The 14,551-nt window shown below is 58.5% G+C and carries 10 protein-coding genes; 4 read left to right on the top strand and 6 right to left on the bottom strand.

Features of this window, described 5'->3' with window-relative positions; all coding sequences use genetic code 11:
• Positions 1 to 37 precede the first annotated feature (37 nt).
• The gene (locus ACGK9W_RS14245; protein ID WP_405417235.1) at positions 38 to 1,984 is read left to right on the top strand and encodes a CASTOR/POLLUX-related putative ion channel; all 1,947 of its coding nucleotides are present in this window, start codon (positions 38 to 40) and stop codon (positions 1,982 to 1,984) included.
• Between the two features lie 7 nt (positions 1,985 to 1,991).
• Here the strand turns inward: ACGK9W_RS14245 and ACGK9W_RS14240 are convergent, their stop codons facing one another.
• Genes ACGK9W_RS14240 through ACGK9W_RS14230 form a run of 3 tightly spaced genes read right to left on the bottom strand, consistent with a single transcriptional unit; the run spans position 1,992 to position 4,226 of the window.
• Positions 1,992 to 2,381: a CBS domain-containing protein gene (locus ACGK9W_RS14240; RefSeq protein ID WP_008170919.1), complete on the bottom strand. Its 390-nt coding sequence runs from the start codon at positions 2,379 to 2,381 to the stop codon at positions 1,992 to 1,994.
• Positions 2,368 to 2,745 (bottom strand): hypothetical protein, encoded by a 378-nt coding sequence (locus tag ACGK9W_RS14235; RefSeq protein WP_008170920.1) that lies wholly within the window; start codon positions 2,743 to 2,745, stop codon positions 2,368 to 2,370. Before ACGK9W_RS14235 ends, ACGK9W_RS14240 begins: the two co-directional genes overlap by 14 nt.
• Complete coding sequence (locus ACGK9W_RS14230) at positions 2,742 to 4,226, bottom strand: DUF1538 domain-containing protein (RefSeq protein WP_405421079.1); 1,485 nt, start codon at positions 4,224 to 4,226, stop codon at positions 2,742 to 2,744. Before ACGK9W_RS14230 ends, ACGK9W_RS14235 begins: the two co-directional genes overlap by 4 nt.
• A gap of 287 nt (positions 4,227 to 4,513) precedes the next feature.
• Here ACGK9W_RS14230 and ACGK9W_RS14225 point away from each other — a divergent pair, with 287 nt between their 5' ends.
• The 3 genes from ACGK9W_RS14225 (at position 4,514) to senA (ending at position 9,521) form a co-directional block, all read left to right on the top strand.
• A complete protein-coding gene (locus tag ACGK9W_RS14225; RefSeq protein ID WP_405417234.1) occupies positions 4,514 to 6,106 on the top strand; it encodes an isocitrate lyase in 1,593 nt (530 codons plus the stop codon).
• A gap of 163 nt (positions 6,107 to 6,269) precedes the next feature.
• Positions 6,270 to 8,084, top strand: coding sequence for an SLC13 family permease (locus ACGK9W_RS14220; protein ID WP_405421076.1), 1,815 nt, complete (start codon positions 6,270 to 6,272; stop codon positions 8,082 to 8,084).
• 69 nt (positions 8,085 to 8,153) lie between these two features.
• Positions 8,154 to 9,521, top strand: coding sequence for a selenoneine synthase SenA (gene senA, locus ACGK9W_RS14215; RefSeq protein WP_008170926.1), 1,368 nt, complete (start codon positions 8,154 to 8,156; stop codon positions 9,519 to 9,521).
• Positions 9,522 to 9,546: 25 nt separating this feature from the next.
• Here the strand turns inward: senA and ACGK9W_RS14210 are convergent, their stop codons facing one another.
• The 3 genes from ACGK9W_RS14210 to ACGK9W_RS14200 all read right to left on the bottom strand — a co-directional run bounded on the left by ACGK9W_RS14210 (position 9,547) and on the right by ACGK9W_RS14200 (position 14,495).
• A complete protein-coding gene (locus ACGK9W_RS14210) occupies positions 9,547 to 11,121 on the bottom strand; it encodes a cation:proton antiporter family protein (RefSeq protein WP_008170927.1) in 1,575 nt (524 codons plus the stop codon).
• A 109-nt stretch (positions 11,122 to 11,230) separates the two neighbouring features.
• Positions 11,231 to 12,169: an alpha/beta fold hydrolase gene (locus tag ACGK9W_RS14205; RefSeq protein ID WP_008170928.1), complete on the bottom strand. Its 939-nt coding sequence runs from the start codon at positions 12,167 to 12,169 to the stop codon at positions 11,231 to 11,233.
• A gap of 184 nt (positions 12,170 to 12,353) precedes the next feature.
• Complete coding sequence (locus ACGK9W_RS14200) at positions 12,354 to 14,495, bottom strand: TonB-dependent receptor domain-containing protein (protein WP_053113137.1); 2,142 nt, start codon at positions 14,493 to 14,495, stop codon at positions 12,354 to 12,356.
• Positions 14,496 to 14,551 lie beyond the last annotated feature (56 nt).

Below are 14,551 nucleotides of genomic sequence, written 5' to 3'. Positions count from 1 at the left end.
CTGACGCGACGAAAATACTCTCTTCAAGAGGACTGCCATGCTGCCTTTCCGGCTGATCGACCGAGTCAAATTCATACTGGAACGCCAGCTCGTCAAAGGCGCGGGATTTCAGCTTCTCGTGGTCGGTGTTTTCATTGGCCTGATCTCGTTAATCGGTGGCCTGCTTGTGGTTCCCCAGGGCGGCGACTTCGAGGATCCGGGCTCGGCAATCTGGTGGGCGTTTCTTCGGTTGACCGATCCAGGTTACCTGGGTGACGACGTTGGCACCTGGCAGCGCTTTGTCTCGACCCTGCTGACTATCAGCGGCTATGTGGTTTTCATGGGCACTCTGGTGGCGATCCTGACACGGTGGTTGATCGCTAAAATGGCGGATCTTGAGAGAGGCCTTACGCCGGTTACGCTGAAGAATCATGTGGTGGTGCTGGGCTGGACCAGCCAGACCCTCCCGTTGCTCTCCGAGCTGTTGGGCTCCAGTGGCCGGGTGCGCCGTTTTCTGGAAAAGCACGATGCCCAGAAGCTCAACCTCGTGGTGTTGTCTGAGGAGGCGTCTGCAGCCCAGGTTCATGAGTTGCGCACCGAGCCTGGTATCGGGCGCCGGGCCCGCCAGATCATCCTGCGATCGGGATCCGCAATCCAGCCGGATGCCCTGCACCGGGTGGCTTGCCTGGATGCAGCGGCGGTTATCGTGCCCAGCGCGGCCCACGAAGCTGGCAGCCTGGTCACATCGGACGTGGAGACGGTCAAGGCGCTGCTGTCCATAGCCGCGCAGGCAAGGCATTTTCAGTCCTCGTTGCCGTTTGTGGTGGCCGAGATCCAGGACGTCCGCAAACTCCCGGTGATAGAGCGGGCCTACCCCGGGGCCGTGGAGGTCGTGGCAGGCGATGCCACCATCAGTCGCCTGATGGTGCAGAACATCCTTCATCCTGGCCTGTCTGAAGTGTTCAACGAGCTGCTGACAGCCGGTGAGGGTAACGAGATCTATATCCGCGGAGGCGAGTCGCTGGCAGGCATGACGCTGGGCGAGCTGGCGGCCGCCCGGCCCGAAGTCATCGTGCTGGGGCTGTTGAAACCCAGCGGTTCAGGATGGGACGTCCAGTTGCTGGCGTCCTCAGACTCACCCATTGCATCGGCTGATCGGGTGGTCATCATGGCCCGGGATTACTCCGAGACCGAGCCGAATCCCAAAAAGGCGCCCTTGCCTGCCTTGGTGAGAGGGCAGGCGGTGCGGGTTGAGCGGCCCGTGGACCAGATGAATCACCGGGTTCTGGTCTTAGGCTGGAACCGACGCGTGCCCAGCCTGATCGCGGAGTTCCTCAGCTATGGCCACCGTCATTTTGAGGTGGATCTGGTCTCCGTGGTTCCCAAAGCCGAACGGGAACAGGCCATTGCACGCTATGTCGACAATTCGGGCCGCCTGACCTGTCGGCATATCGAGGCGGACTACATGGTGGAGGGGGAGCTCCGCCGGATAGGGCCGGCGGGCTACGATACCGTGATCCTGCTGAGCAGTGACCGGCTGGCTTCTGGTGAAGAGGCCGATGCCCGGGCGATGGTGGGGTACCTGCAGCTTGAGGACATCCTGGCCGATTTTGCCCGGAGGCCTCAACTGATCATGGAGTTGAGCGACCCCGACAACCGGCACCTGCTGGATGGGCATCAGAGCGAGATGATGATCAGCCCCATGATTCTCAGTCATGTTCTGGCGCAGGTGGCGTTGCGGCGCGAGCTTCGCATCGTGCTGGATGAACTGTTCACCGTTGGCGGTGCCGAGATCCAGTTCCGGGATCCGGCGGATTACCCTTTGCCCGCCAGTGCGACGTTTCAGGTGCTGGAAAAAACGGTGGCGGCCGAAGGTGAACTGGCACTCGGGATATTTCGGCACCGTGCCAATGAAAGCGGGCGCCACCTGCAGCTGAACCCGCCCCGCAAGGACTACCTTGAGTTACAGCCGGGTGACCGGTTGGTGGTGCTTTGCATGACCTGAATGCCGGTCAGTCGATGCTGTCGAGCAGGGCCGCCATGATGTCGTCCATGACCACAAAGCCTTTGAGATCATTGTCGGCCAGCACCAGAAGGCGCTTTACCCGGTATTTGCTCATCAGGCTGGCAGCGTGTCGGACGTTCAGATTCTCGCCAACGCTGATGACAGGCTTGGCGCAGGCGTCGTAAACGTTCAGAAGGTCGATGTCGCCGTCTTCGGCAATAACCGTTTTCAGCACGTTGGTATAGGTGATCAGACCCCAGGCATCGTGCTCGCTCTGTTTCTCCACCACCAGTGATTTCACCGAGTGCCTCTTCATCAGAGAGAGCGCCTCACGGATGGTGGCAAACGGAGTAATGGTGATAATGTCCCGGACCATCACATCTTTAACCAGTTTCATCGTTGTTCTCCGGATACAGTGAACATTTCAGGTGTTGTTCGAATTTCTCGACCTGTGACATATCGATCCCTCCCAGGTGTTCCAGGGGCAGGGTGAACACAAGTCCCTGTGAATCGGTGTGGTCGGGCATGAGAATTTTCTGGATGGCTTTCAGAATATCAAGTGAAAGGCCCTTCTCCAGTACCATCAGCAAAACGCTCTGGCTGCCGTCGTAGGTCAGCCCGAAGAAGGTCTTCCGGGCGGCGTTACTGATGCCCCGGCCCGACAGCACCGTTATGCCCCCGGCGCCCAGGTCTCTTGCCGCATCCACACAGTCCTGCTCCCGATCCTCGGGAACAATGGCAACCAGTACGGAAAATTTCATGGCTCTGTTTTCCTCTGCTTAGCAAGCATTTCAACAATGATGGCATAGCCCATCACCGTGACAATCGGAAAGATCGACGCGAAGGCAATCAGGCCAAAACCGTCGATCAGTACGTTACGGCCCTCTATGTTGCTAGCCAGGCCAATGCCCAGTGCGGTCACCAGGGGCACGGTGACCTCGGAGGTGGTGACGCCACCGAGATCGTAGGCCAGGGGAATGATGTACCTGGGTGCCAGCGCGGTCAGAAAGATGACCAGAATATAGCCGCCGATGATGTACTGGTGTATCGAATCGCCACTGATAATCCGGTGTACTCCGAGGGTTATGCCCACGGCCACCCCGACCGCCACGATGATCCTGATGGCGTTGCCATTGATGGTTCCGGCCGCCGCCTGTTCTGCCTGGTGCCCGATAGCGATCAGCGCAGGTTCGGCCATGGTGGTGGCAAAACCGATCATGAACGCAAAGAGGTAGACGAAGGCGAAACCCTCCATGCTCATCAACTGCTCGGCCATGCTGGTGCCAATGGGAAACAGGCCCAGTTTCAGGCCGACAACGAAGGCATAGAGCCCCAGGACAACCAGTGCAAATCCGGACAGAATCCTGCGGGGATTGGTCAGCCCCCGGCGCAGGACCAGGTACTGGAAGAACAGGATGGTGATAATGATCGGGAGCACATCACGGACCATTTCAGCCAGGTCCAGCAACATCGCGAGCACAAGCGGGGCGTCCTCCACATTTGCATTGGCAACCAGAGCCGGCAAAACGGACGGATCCGCGGTTTCCCCGGAATAGACAACAATCCCGTACAGCTGAACGGTGATCATGGGCACCATGACTGCAAGCGCGACCAGTCCGAACCCGTCCATTAGCGGATTACGCCCGCGGATGGAGGCAGCAAGACCAATGCCCAGGGCTGCAATCAGGGGAACGGTGACGATATTGGTGGTCACACCGCCGGAATCGTAGGCGAGTCCGACAATCTCCGGCGGCGCAAACCCAGTGATGATGACAACCACGATATAGCCGATGATCATGAACCAGTGCAGCGGGTAACCGAAGATGGTCCGGAACACGCCCAGGGCAACCACCAGCCCGACAGAGACGGCTACCAGTATCCTGAGCGTCAGGGCTTTGATCCTGCCTTCGCTGATTTCCTCGGCCTGCTGGGCTACGGCAATCAGCGCGGGTTCTGCCACCACCGCCGAGAAACCCATGGCAAAGCCGAACGAAAGCAGAATGGGCACTGAACCCCGTCGGGCAAACTGATTGGAGAGACTCTTGCCGACCGGAAAAATGCTTAATTCAAGGCCCTGGAGGAACAGGGCAACCCCCACGGCCACGATCAGTAAGCCAATGGCCATCGCCAATGTGTTCTCCGGCACTTGCTGGAGAATGACGAGCTGAAAGAAGGCCACGACAGCGATGATTGGAAACAGGTTCTTCAGGGCGTGCAGAAGGGAATGACTGAAAGCTCGCATATAGAACACTGTTCACGCCTGATGGGTTCTGATGGGAAATGATCATTGTTCACAATAACAATAGCTACTGTTTCAGCGTTGATCCATCTCAAAAGCCGATCCTGTTCTTCATTCACCAAAAAAATGCCGAAAATAGATTATATAAATTTCAATTATAAATTTGAAACCACTAAAGTAACCATCAATGTCAGCGCTTCGCTCAAAAAGTGAGCAGGTTGTTGGCTTCGGAAGTTGCTGTACGCTTCTCCGCATCGACTTAGAAAACCAACGTAGAAAGGATTGAGACAATGCCCTACGCACAAGACGTTGACCAGATTGCTTCCCTGTTGAAGCAGCACCCGACCTGGAATGCTATCAACCCGAAGCACGCCGCTCGCATGCGCGCCCAGAACAAGTTCAAGACTGGTCTGGATATCGCGAAGTACACCGCCAGGATCATGCGCGAAGACATGGCGAACTACGATCAGGACACCGCCCAGTACACCCAGTCCCTGGGCTGCTGGCACGGCTTTATCGGTCAGCAGAAGATGCTGTCCATCAAGAAGCACTTCGGCACCACCAAGCGTCGCTACCTGTACCTGTCTGGCTGGATGGTTGCTGCCCTGCGTTCCGAGTTCGGTCCGCTGCCTGACCAGTCCATGCACGAGAAGACTGCCGTATCCGGCCTGATCGAAGAGCTGTACACCTTCCTGCGTCAGGCAGATGCCTGGGAACTGAACCACCTGTTCCGTGCCCTGGAAGAAGCCGAGAACGCCGGCGACAACGCCAAGGCTGACGAGCTGATCAGGCAGATCGATAACCACGAAACTCATGTTGTGCCGATCATTGCCGACATCGACGCCGGTTTCGGTAACGCCGAAGCGACCTACCTGCTGGCCAAGCAGATGATCGAAGCCGGTGCCTGCTGCATCCAGATCGAGAACCAGGTGTCTGACGAGAAGCAGTGTGGTCACCAGGACGGCAAGGTAACTGTTCCCCACGCCGACTTCCTGTCCAAGATTAACGCCGTTCGTCTGGCGTTCCTGGAGCTGGGTGTGGACGACGGTGTTATCGTTGCCCGTACCGACTCCCTGGGCGCTGGCCTGACCCAGAAGATCGCCGTAACCGAAGAGCCGGGCGATCTGGGTGACCAGTACAACAGCTTCATCGACGGTGAAGTGATCGAGAAGGCTGAAGACATCAACAACGGCGACGTTGTCATCAAGCAGAAGGGCCAGCTGGTTCGTCCGAAGCGTCTGGCTTCTGGCCTGTTCCAGTTCAAGCCGGGCACTGGCGAAGACCGTGTTGTGCTGGACTGCATCACCAGCCTGCAGAATGGTGCCGACCTGCTGTGGATCGAAACCGAGAAGCCGCACGTTGGTCAGATCGCTGCCATGGTTAACCGCATCAAGGAAGTGGTGCCCGACGCCAAGCTGGTCTACAACAACAGCCCGTCCTTCAACTGGACCCTGAACTTCCGTCAGCAGGTATTCGACGCATGGAAGGAAGAAGGCAAGGACGTTTCTGCCTACGACCGCGACAAGCTGATGAGCGAAGAGTACGACAACACCGAGCTGGGTCAGCTGGCCGACGAGTGGTGCCGTAACTTCCAGCGTGACGGTTCACGCGAAGCGGGTATCTTCCACCACCTGATCACGCTGCCGACTTACCACACCGCGGCCCTGTCTACCGACAACCTGGCCAAGGGTTACTTCGGTGACGAAGGCATGCTGGCCTACGTGGCTGGTGTACAGCGCAAGGAAATCCGTCAGGGTATCGCTACCGTTAAGCACCAGGACATGGCTGGTTCCAACATCGGTGACGACCACAAGGAATTCTTCGCTGGTGAAGCGGCCCTGAAGGCCGGTGGTAAAGACAACACCATGAACCAGTTCGGTTAATAGAACAGTTCAGTTGTCTCTTCCGGAGTAATCCGGAAGCCACAAAAACCCCGCCTCGGCGGGGTTTTTTCGTTGAGGCGAGGATATTTGGTGTATCGCTCGTGATGTGTTCGATACTGTAACCTGAAGAGAAACAAGCTCGGTGCCAACCGGAGGGAAGGTGTTGAACACGGATCAGGCCATTGTTTTTTCGATACTGGGTATCGCCCTGGTGCTGTTCGTCTGGAACCGAATCCGGTTCGATCTGGTCGCCCTGCTGGCGCTTCTCGCCGTTGCCGTCGCCGGGATCGTGCCGGCGGATCAGCTATTCGATGGCTTTGGCCACCCGGCGGTTGTGACTGTGGCGGCGGTTCTGGTGATCAGTCAGGGACTGGTCAATGGCGGTGTGGTTGACCGCCTGGCCCGCCTGCTGGGCAAGGTCGGACACCGGCCGACTCTGCAGGTGTTGATGCTGACCTCGGTGGTGGCTCTCTGCTCGGGCTTTATCAATAACGTCGGTGCGCTTGCACTTCTGATGCCGGTGGCAATCTGGATGTCCAGGGAAGCCGGTCGGTCGCCCTCGCTGCTGCTGATGCCCCTGGCGTTTGGCTCCCTGCTGGGTGGGACCATGACCCTGATCGGCACGCCTCCGAATATCATCATTGCCAGTTACCGGGAAACGGGTTCCTTTGGCATGTTTGATTTCGCGCCGGTGGGCCTGGCGATAACCCTGGCTGGCATCGCCTTTATCACTCTGGCGGGGTGGCGTCTGACGCCCAGACGGGGGAAACCCGATGACGGCGGCAAGCTGTTCAGCGTGGGGGATTATGTTACTGAGCTTCGGGTTCCGGACGATTCCTCGCATATTGGCGCAACACTGCATAGCCTGCTGACACAGGCTGACGCCGAGAAGGATGTGGTGGTGCTCGCGCTGATCCGGGATGACAAGCGGTCACTGGCACCATCGACGTTTTCCGTGCTGCGCGGCGATGATCTGCTCCTGGTGGAAGCGGATACCGATGCCTTGCAGGACTTTCTGGACAGCACCGGGCTCGAGTTGGCGAGAGTGGAGGAAGCCTCTTCAGAAGCGTCCGATCAGGAAGAACCAGAGTCGGGAAAGCCGGGCGAAAAGTCCCTGTCTGAGGGCGACGTGCGTTTGATCGAAGCGGTCATCACGCCGGAATCGGGGCTGATCGGAAAAACCGCCAACAGGCTCAATCTTCGCGAGCAGAACGGTCTCAACATCGTTGCGATTGCGCGTCAGGGTCAGCGGTTGCAGCGACGTCTGGGTGATATTCGTTTTCAGGCTGGCGACATCCTTCTGGTCCAGGGCGAGGAGGAAACCTTGAGTGTCACGCTTCAGGGGCTCGGCTGCCTGCCCCTGGCCGAGCGGGGTCTCCGGTTTGGCAGGGAGCGCAACTCCCTTCTGGCTGGCGGCCTTTTTATCGCCGCCATTGCGTTGATTGTGGTTGGCTGGTTATCTCCCCCGGTCGCGCTGGTCGCCTGCGCCGTGGTCATGGTTCTCAGCAAGGTTCTCAGCAACCAGGAAGCCTACCGGGCGATTGACTGGCCCGTTATCGTTCTGCTGGCCGCCATGATTCCTGTGGGGCAGGCCCTCGAGACTACCGGTGGGGCAGAATTGATCGCGTCCTGGATGCTGATGCTGGGCTCCGGAGGCGATGCCTGGGTGGTTGTTACGATTATCCTTACGGGCACAATGCTGCTGTCGAACGTTGTGAACAACGCGGCAGCGGCCATCCTGGTTGCGCCGATTGCCTTGAGTCTTTCCGGGCAGCTTGGCATTGCCGCCGATGCCATGTTGATGGCGGTGGCGGTTGGCGCCTCCTGCGCCTTTCTGACCCCGGTAGGGCATCAATCCAATGCTCTGGTTATGGAGCCCGGAGGTTATCGCTTTGGGGACTACTGGCGGCTGGGGCTGCCGCTGTCTCTCCTCGTAACCGTGGTAGCTGTGCCAGTCATTCTGGCGGTCTGGGCGTGACGCCGTTTAACCGGTGTCTGTACTCTCTGTTATGCTGTTACTCATCTGTTTTGATGGGTGACTGGCACGATGGCAGTGATTGAGCAAATCGATCTGGCAAAGTCGGAATTGCTGGAGCAGCTTGAATGGACAAGGAAGCGAACCGAGACCCTCGTGTGTTCTCTTCCCGAGACCGCGCTGGACGTTCCCTACCATCCGGGCGTCAATCCACCGCTCTGGGAAATGGGGCATGCGGCCTTCTTTTACGAAGTCTTCGTCTTCAACCTGCTGGATGGCACACCGAGCCATGATCCTGCCATGGACGACCTGTGGGATTCGTTCCACATCGAACACCGGGATCGATGGAACCGCGAGTTGTTTCCGGGGCGGCAGAAAACCCTCGACTACTTCAATCTCATCTATGATCGAGTGGCCGAGCGGATCGAGAAGCAACCGTTAACCGACCAGGCCCGTTACCTCTACCGCTACGCAATCTACCACCAGAACATGCACATCGAGTCTATGATCTGGTGCCGTCAGACCGTCGGCTACCCGGCTCCGCCGGGTACTGATTTTTACCGACCGGCGCCAGGTGACTCGCATCAGGGAGACGCCTGTGTTCCGGCAGGAGAGTGGCTGATCGGGATGCCGGGTGAGTCCGGGCAGTACGCCAGTGACGATTTTGCCTTCGACAATGAAAAGCCATGGTTTACCGTGAAGCTGGAATCGTTCGCGATTTCAAAATGCCTGGTCAGCAACCGGGAGTTTATGCAGTTTGTGGAAGACGGTGGCTACCGGCGGCCAGAGCTCTGGTCTTTTGGCGGGCGGAAATGGCTTCAGACCGAAACCGATGTTGCCCTGGTTCACGGCAGTGACGAGCCTTTTATACGGACGCCCCGCCACCCGCTTTACTGGCGCTGGCATGATGAGCAGTGGCAGGAGCGGGTGTTCGATCGCTGGCAGCCGCTCAATCCGGATGCACCGGTCACTCACGTGACATTCTGGGAGGCGGAGGCCTGGTGCCGTTGGGCGGGGCGTCGGCTGCCGACGGAATACGAGTGGGAAGTCGCGGCTCTGGGCAATCGCCCGGGCGAGCCCTTCCGGCGCTTTCCCTGGGGCAACTCGGCGCCGACCGAACAGCTGGCGGATCTCAACGGGCGCGCCATGGCGCAGAGCCCGGTGTTCGACTTTCCTGCGGGTGACAGTCCGTTCGGCTGCCGGCAGATGACTGGCACGGTCTGGGAGTGGACCGGCGATCAGTTCCTGCCCTACGACGGTTTCAAAGTGGATATGTACCCTTTCATGTCCACCCTGCAGTTCGGTGATCACAAAGTCACCAAGGGGGGCAGTTGTGCAACGTCATCCTGCCTTATCCGGGGTACCTATCGGCAGGCCTATCTTCCGCTTCGGAACGACGTATACACTGGTTTTCGAACCTGCGCGCTCGAAAAGCCCTGAACGTCGACTGTAATCGCCGATACAGTTAATCAGGTTTGCCGACAACCAGGGATGGTTTGGCGGGCTTTTTATCGATCAGATGACTGGCAAGGGCCACGCCGGTTTCACTCATGGTCAGGTAGGCTTCATCGGCCCCGGCTTCCCGGATCTGTTTTGCCTCATCTTCATACATGGTGTGGGCCACGATAAAACCCTTGAAACCCAGTTTGCGCAGCATTCGGGCGGCGATCAGTTTGCCTTCTATGTCACCCATTGCCAGGATCACCGACTGCACTGCAGGCATGTGCAACCCGTTCCAGAAGGACGCATCCTCGGCATCAGCAAAAACCACGTTGCGGCCTTCTTTCTGGTGTTGACTGGCTTTTGCAGGGTCGGAATCCAGCCCCATCAGTTTGGGCTGATCCTCGCAGAGCCAGTCGTAGGCTGCGGTCCCTGTCCGCCCCATGCCCATGATCAGGACGCGGGTATCCCCGAGGGAAATCGGTTGTTCATCGGGATGATGTTTGCTGCCTTCAAAGCGGCTGAGATCCTGGGAGTAACGTTCATAAAGGCCGTGCGCAAACCGGTTGATCGGGGCAGAAACCAGGAACGACAGCGACACCGAAATTGCCAGAGGGACCAACCACTCCGGCAAGGCAACGCTTGCCACAATCAGGCCGAATTCGCTGTAGTTGGTCAGTGCCAGGGCGCTCAGGAAGCCGCTGCGGGCCCGTAAACGGAAGGCCAGCAGCAGGAAGAAGAACAGGATGCCTTTCAGTGGCAGCACCAGCCCCGCAATGATTGCGAAAATGAGCGCATCCCCGTCGGGCAGACCGCCAATGCCAATCTGTAGGAAGAAACCCACCAGGAACACTTCCTTGACGCTCCAGAGCGACTTGGAGAGTTCCTGCGACCGGGGGTGATTGGCCAGCATGGCACCGAAAACCAGCGCGCCGAGCTCCGAGCTGAGGCCGACGGCCTCAAAGCCAAGCCCGCCGACAACGAGTGCCAGAAGCAGTCCCAGGAGCACCAGCAGTTCGTCGTGGCCGCTGGCATCGAGCAACCGGAACAGCAGAGGGCGAAGCAGGGGAAGTCCGAATACAATCAGGGCCCATTCGGAGGGCGTTTTACCAGCGGCCAGGCTCATGACAACCAGGGCGATCAGATCCTGCATGATCAGGATGCCGATGGCGACCCGGCCATGGAACGCCCGCAGTTCCCGTTTGGATTCAAGAACCTTGGCGGCCAGCACCGTGCTCGAGAATGACAAGGCGATGGCCAGCATCAGCGCGGTCGACCAATCGAGGTCCATCAACAGGTAGACACCGGGGGTAAATACCGCGCAGGTGATGCCAAAGTGCAGAAGGCTGCCGCCAATCACTTCCGGACTGACGATGGATCGGAGCTTCAGCTTCAGCCCCACGGTAAACAGCAACAGGAGTACGCCAAGATGCGCAATGTGCTGGAGAACGTCGGTCTCCTCGATCACCACACCGGTGGCTTCGGCGATGCCACTGAGCACAAAGCCGGCAGCCAGGTAGCCAACAAGAGGGGGGAGGCCAACAAGCTTGACCAGCAGGCCAAGGCCGAAGGCAAAGGTAATCCAGATCGCTTCAGGCATGGGATATCAGTTCGGACGTCAAAAGCACAATGGTTGTTAGGCTACCCTGTTTTGCGGTGCCCTTGTAGTCGCTGAAGGTGGAATGCGGAAACTATTGCTCAAATGAGCCTCACTCGACCGGCTGCCCGATAAAGGTCCGGAACAGTTCTGCGGATTCCGCCGGGGCCTCCACCATCGGTGCGTGGCCGATACCGTCCATCAGTTCCAGCCTGGCATTCGGGATTGCTGCTGCGAACACCTCGCCGTTTCGGTAGTTGATCACCCGGTCTTCCTTGCCCCAGATGATCAGGACCGGGGCCTGAATCCTGGTGATGGCATTGCGGAAGTCCGACTCGAAACCGGCATCACGAATCGCCGCAAAAATGACCTCGTTGATGTCTCGATTGGCGATGGCCCGCTCTTCCATCACGCCCATGATCGGCCAGGGCACAAAGGGCTCTTTCTCGAGAGCGAACTCCATGAGCCGCTCGAAGTCACCGGGCTTTTTGGGGATCAGGGGGTTGTCCCCCTCCATCACAAGATCCACCAGTTCGCTTTCATACTCGAGAATGCCCGCGGGGTCGAACAGCACCGCTGATTTCACTTTGCCGGGATAGTTGGCTGCATAGAGTGCGGTAATCGCACCTCCCATGGAATTTCCCATGATGTGGGCATCCTCGACCGACAGTGCCTCCAGAATCTTTGCGACGTAGCCTGCCTGATCTTCCAGGCGGTAGCCGATGTCGAGGGGCTTGCTGCTGTCACCATGCCCCGGCAGATCGATCGCATAGACATTGAAGTCGTCGGTCAGGTGGCCGGCCAGACGGGTCCAGTTGTCCTTGTTGGCCCCGAAGCCATGGATCATGACGATGGTGTCGCCTGCGCTCATTTCCTGGTTCCTGAGATAGGCGATGTCAAGGTTGCCCACTGCCACGCTCGCCGCCTCCAGACCCGCCGATGATCGTTCAAAATCAATCGCGGTCTGGTAGATGTCCTGACGAGAGCAGGCACTGAACAGCAGGGAAGCGGCCAGTATGATCAGCAGGTATACCGGTGACGGGCGGCGCATCGAAGGGACTCCTTTGGGCGATGTGGTCGGAACTTTGTGTCCGCAGTCTACCTTACTCTCGGGCCGGAGAATGGGAATTGCTTCCCCTGCCCGGCATAAAAAAAGACCCGGCCAACGGGCCGGGTCTCATCAGTGGGCCATTCACAGCGGGTTCGCCCGGAAACCAGGCCAACCCGGTCATTCGTCAGAAATTAACGCTTAACCCCAGTGAAGCGGTGCGCGGCAGGTTCGCCATGGCGCCATCGGGCAAACGTGAGACAATTTGCTGTTCATCGAACAGGTTGTCCACTTTCAGGAAGACATCGGCACTGGCGGTCAGTGCGTAGCGGCTGATGAAATCGACCAGGAACAGGGACTCGGTCTCGTCCAGTTTCGTGGCGGTGTTGTTGCATCCCGCGCTGACACACATCTCATCGACGTAGGTGGCCACAAGGTAGTTGTCCCAGCCACTCGGGTGTTCCATGCCTGTCCGGAAGCTCATCTGGTTTTCAGGTACGTCCTTGAGCTGCTCGCCTTTTTTCAGGCCCGAAGCGGCATTGTCCTTGCTGATTTCCGCCTGGGTAAAGGTGTAGGTAAGGCTGACCGGAAGGTAGAACTCGCCTGCCCGGGTGCCGGTCTGGAGCTGGAACTCAACACCGGAAATTTCAGCCTCGCCGGTTACAAAACTGCCAGAGGTGGCGCCATTGCTGCACGGCGAGCCCACGGAACAGTTTTCGGCCTTGTTGGAGAAGTCGCTGTAGAAGCCGATCATTTCCGCGAAGAACGCATTGCCAAAGTACCGGAGGCCGGCCTCCCAGTTCTTGCTGGTTTCCGGATCTTCGTTTGCCTTGGCACCACCTCCGAGAGGGGAGAAACCCCGGTGCACGCCACCCAGAACCTGCCAGCTTTGGGACAGGTCATAGGTAAAGGAAGCGCCGGGCAGGAGTTCAGCACTGTCATTGGCGCGGGTGCTGTCGACGGTTGTGCGGCCGGGATCCGCGTATTGGGTGCGGCTGGTCTGTACATCCTCGTAGCGCAGGGCGAGGTTAACGCTGAGCTTGTCCGTCGCCTGCCAGGTGTCGAGCGCCCAGAAGCTCAGGGCTTCGCCGGTCTCAAAGCGATTATTGCTGCCCGTGGGGGCGACAGTGTTCTGGAACACCAGAGAGCCGTTGACCTGGTCATAAACATCGACCGGCTGGAAACGATCCATTTCATCTTCGTGGTAGCGGGCGCCGAAATCAAACTGGTGGCTGCCCATGTCGACATCAAAGTTTACCTGCACGCCCTCGGACAGGTAGTCCCTGGCGTTGTTTTTGTAATCCAGGCCGCTGGCGTCAACTGTGCCGTCCAGAATACCCTGGGCATTGGCGTCGCCGCCGTTTGCCGAGTCGATGATGCTTCCGCCGCCGCTGAGCTTGAACCAGTTCCGCTTGAAGTCGTTGCGATAGAGGGTGGCCGTGCTGCTTACGGTATTACTCCAGTCGAACTGATGGGTCAGGCTGATACCGGAGTGGGTATTGTTCATCTGGTCGATGCTGGACAACCCGTAACGCCGGTTCGGATCCTGGCTGAAGTCCGCATCGGTCAGGCCGAGGTAACTGGAGTTGGAGGTTTCCTCGGAGTATTGCAGCTTGGCGGTCACGCTCTGGCGCTCTCCCTGCCAGCGCAGCTTGCCGACATAGTCTTCGATATCAAAGCCGGTATCGCGGTTACTGCGGTCAATCTCCTTGAAGCCTTTCGCGGAGCGCTGGACGGTCTCAAGCAGGTAGCCCCAGTCGCCGGCCGTGTCACCATAGGTTACATGAACGTCGGTGGAGCCGCGGTCGTTGGTGACTGTCTCAACATAGCCCTGCCGCTGATCGGGAATGGGTGTGGAAATCAGGTTGATGACACCACCGGTGGTTTGCGGGCCATAGCGCAGCAGCGGGGCACCCTTGAGTACTTCCAGCGAGGACATGCGCTTCAGTGTCGGAAAATAATAGGCGGCCGGATTGGAGTAGGGCGCCGGTGCGATCAGAATGCCATCTTCCATCAGGGTAATATTACTGCTGCGCTCGGCCGTGGCGCCGCGGATGCCGATATTGGGGCGCAGGCCCAGGCCTTCTTCTTCCCGCACATAGACGCCCGGGACGGTTTTCAGCACCTGGTTGATGTCGGTCTCAACCTCGGTTTTCAACTGCGCCTCACCAACGACGTAGCCTGACCCTGGCAAGGTCTGGGCTGCGGACGCATCGCCAATGATTTCCATGGGTTCAAGCATCTGGGGCTGATCATCGCCGACTGCCCAACTGGCGCCCGGGGCAAGGCTGACAGCCACGGCCAGTGATAAGCGGGAAGGTTTAAACATGTGGTTAATCTCCATTACCATTTGTTTTTCGAAATGTAAGTGACAATCATTACTAT

It is taken from the genome of Marinobacter flavimaris (assembly GCF_045057155.1).
GTDB classification, from domain to species: Bacteria; Pseudomonadota; Gammaproteobacteria; order Pseudomonadales; family Oleiphilaceae; genus Marinobacter; species Marinobacter manganoxydans.
The sequence above is the reverse complement of the archived record's forward strand: the minus strand, read 5'-3'. Positions and strand labels throughout refer to the sequence as shown.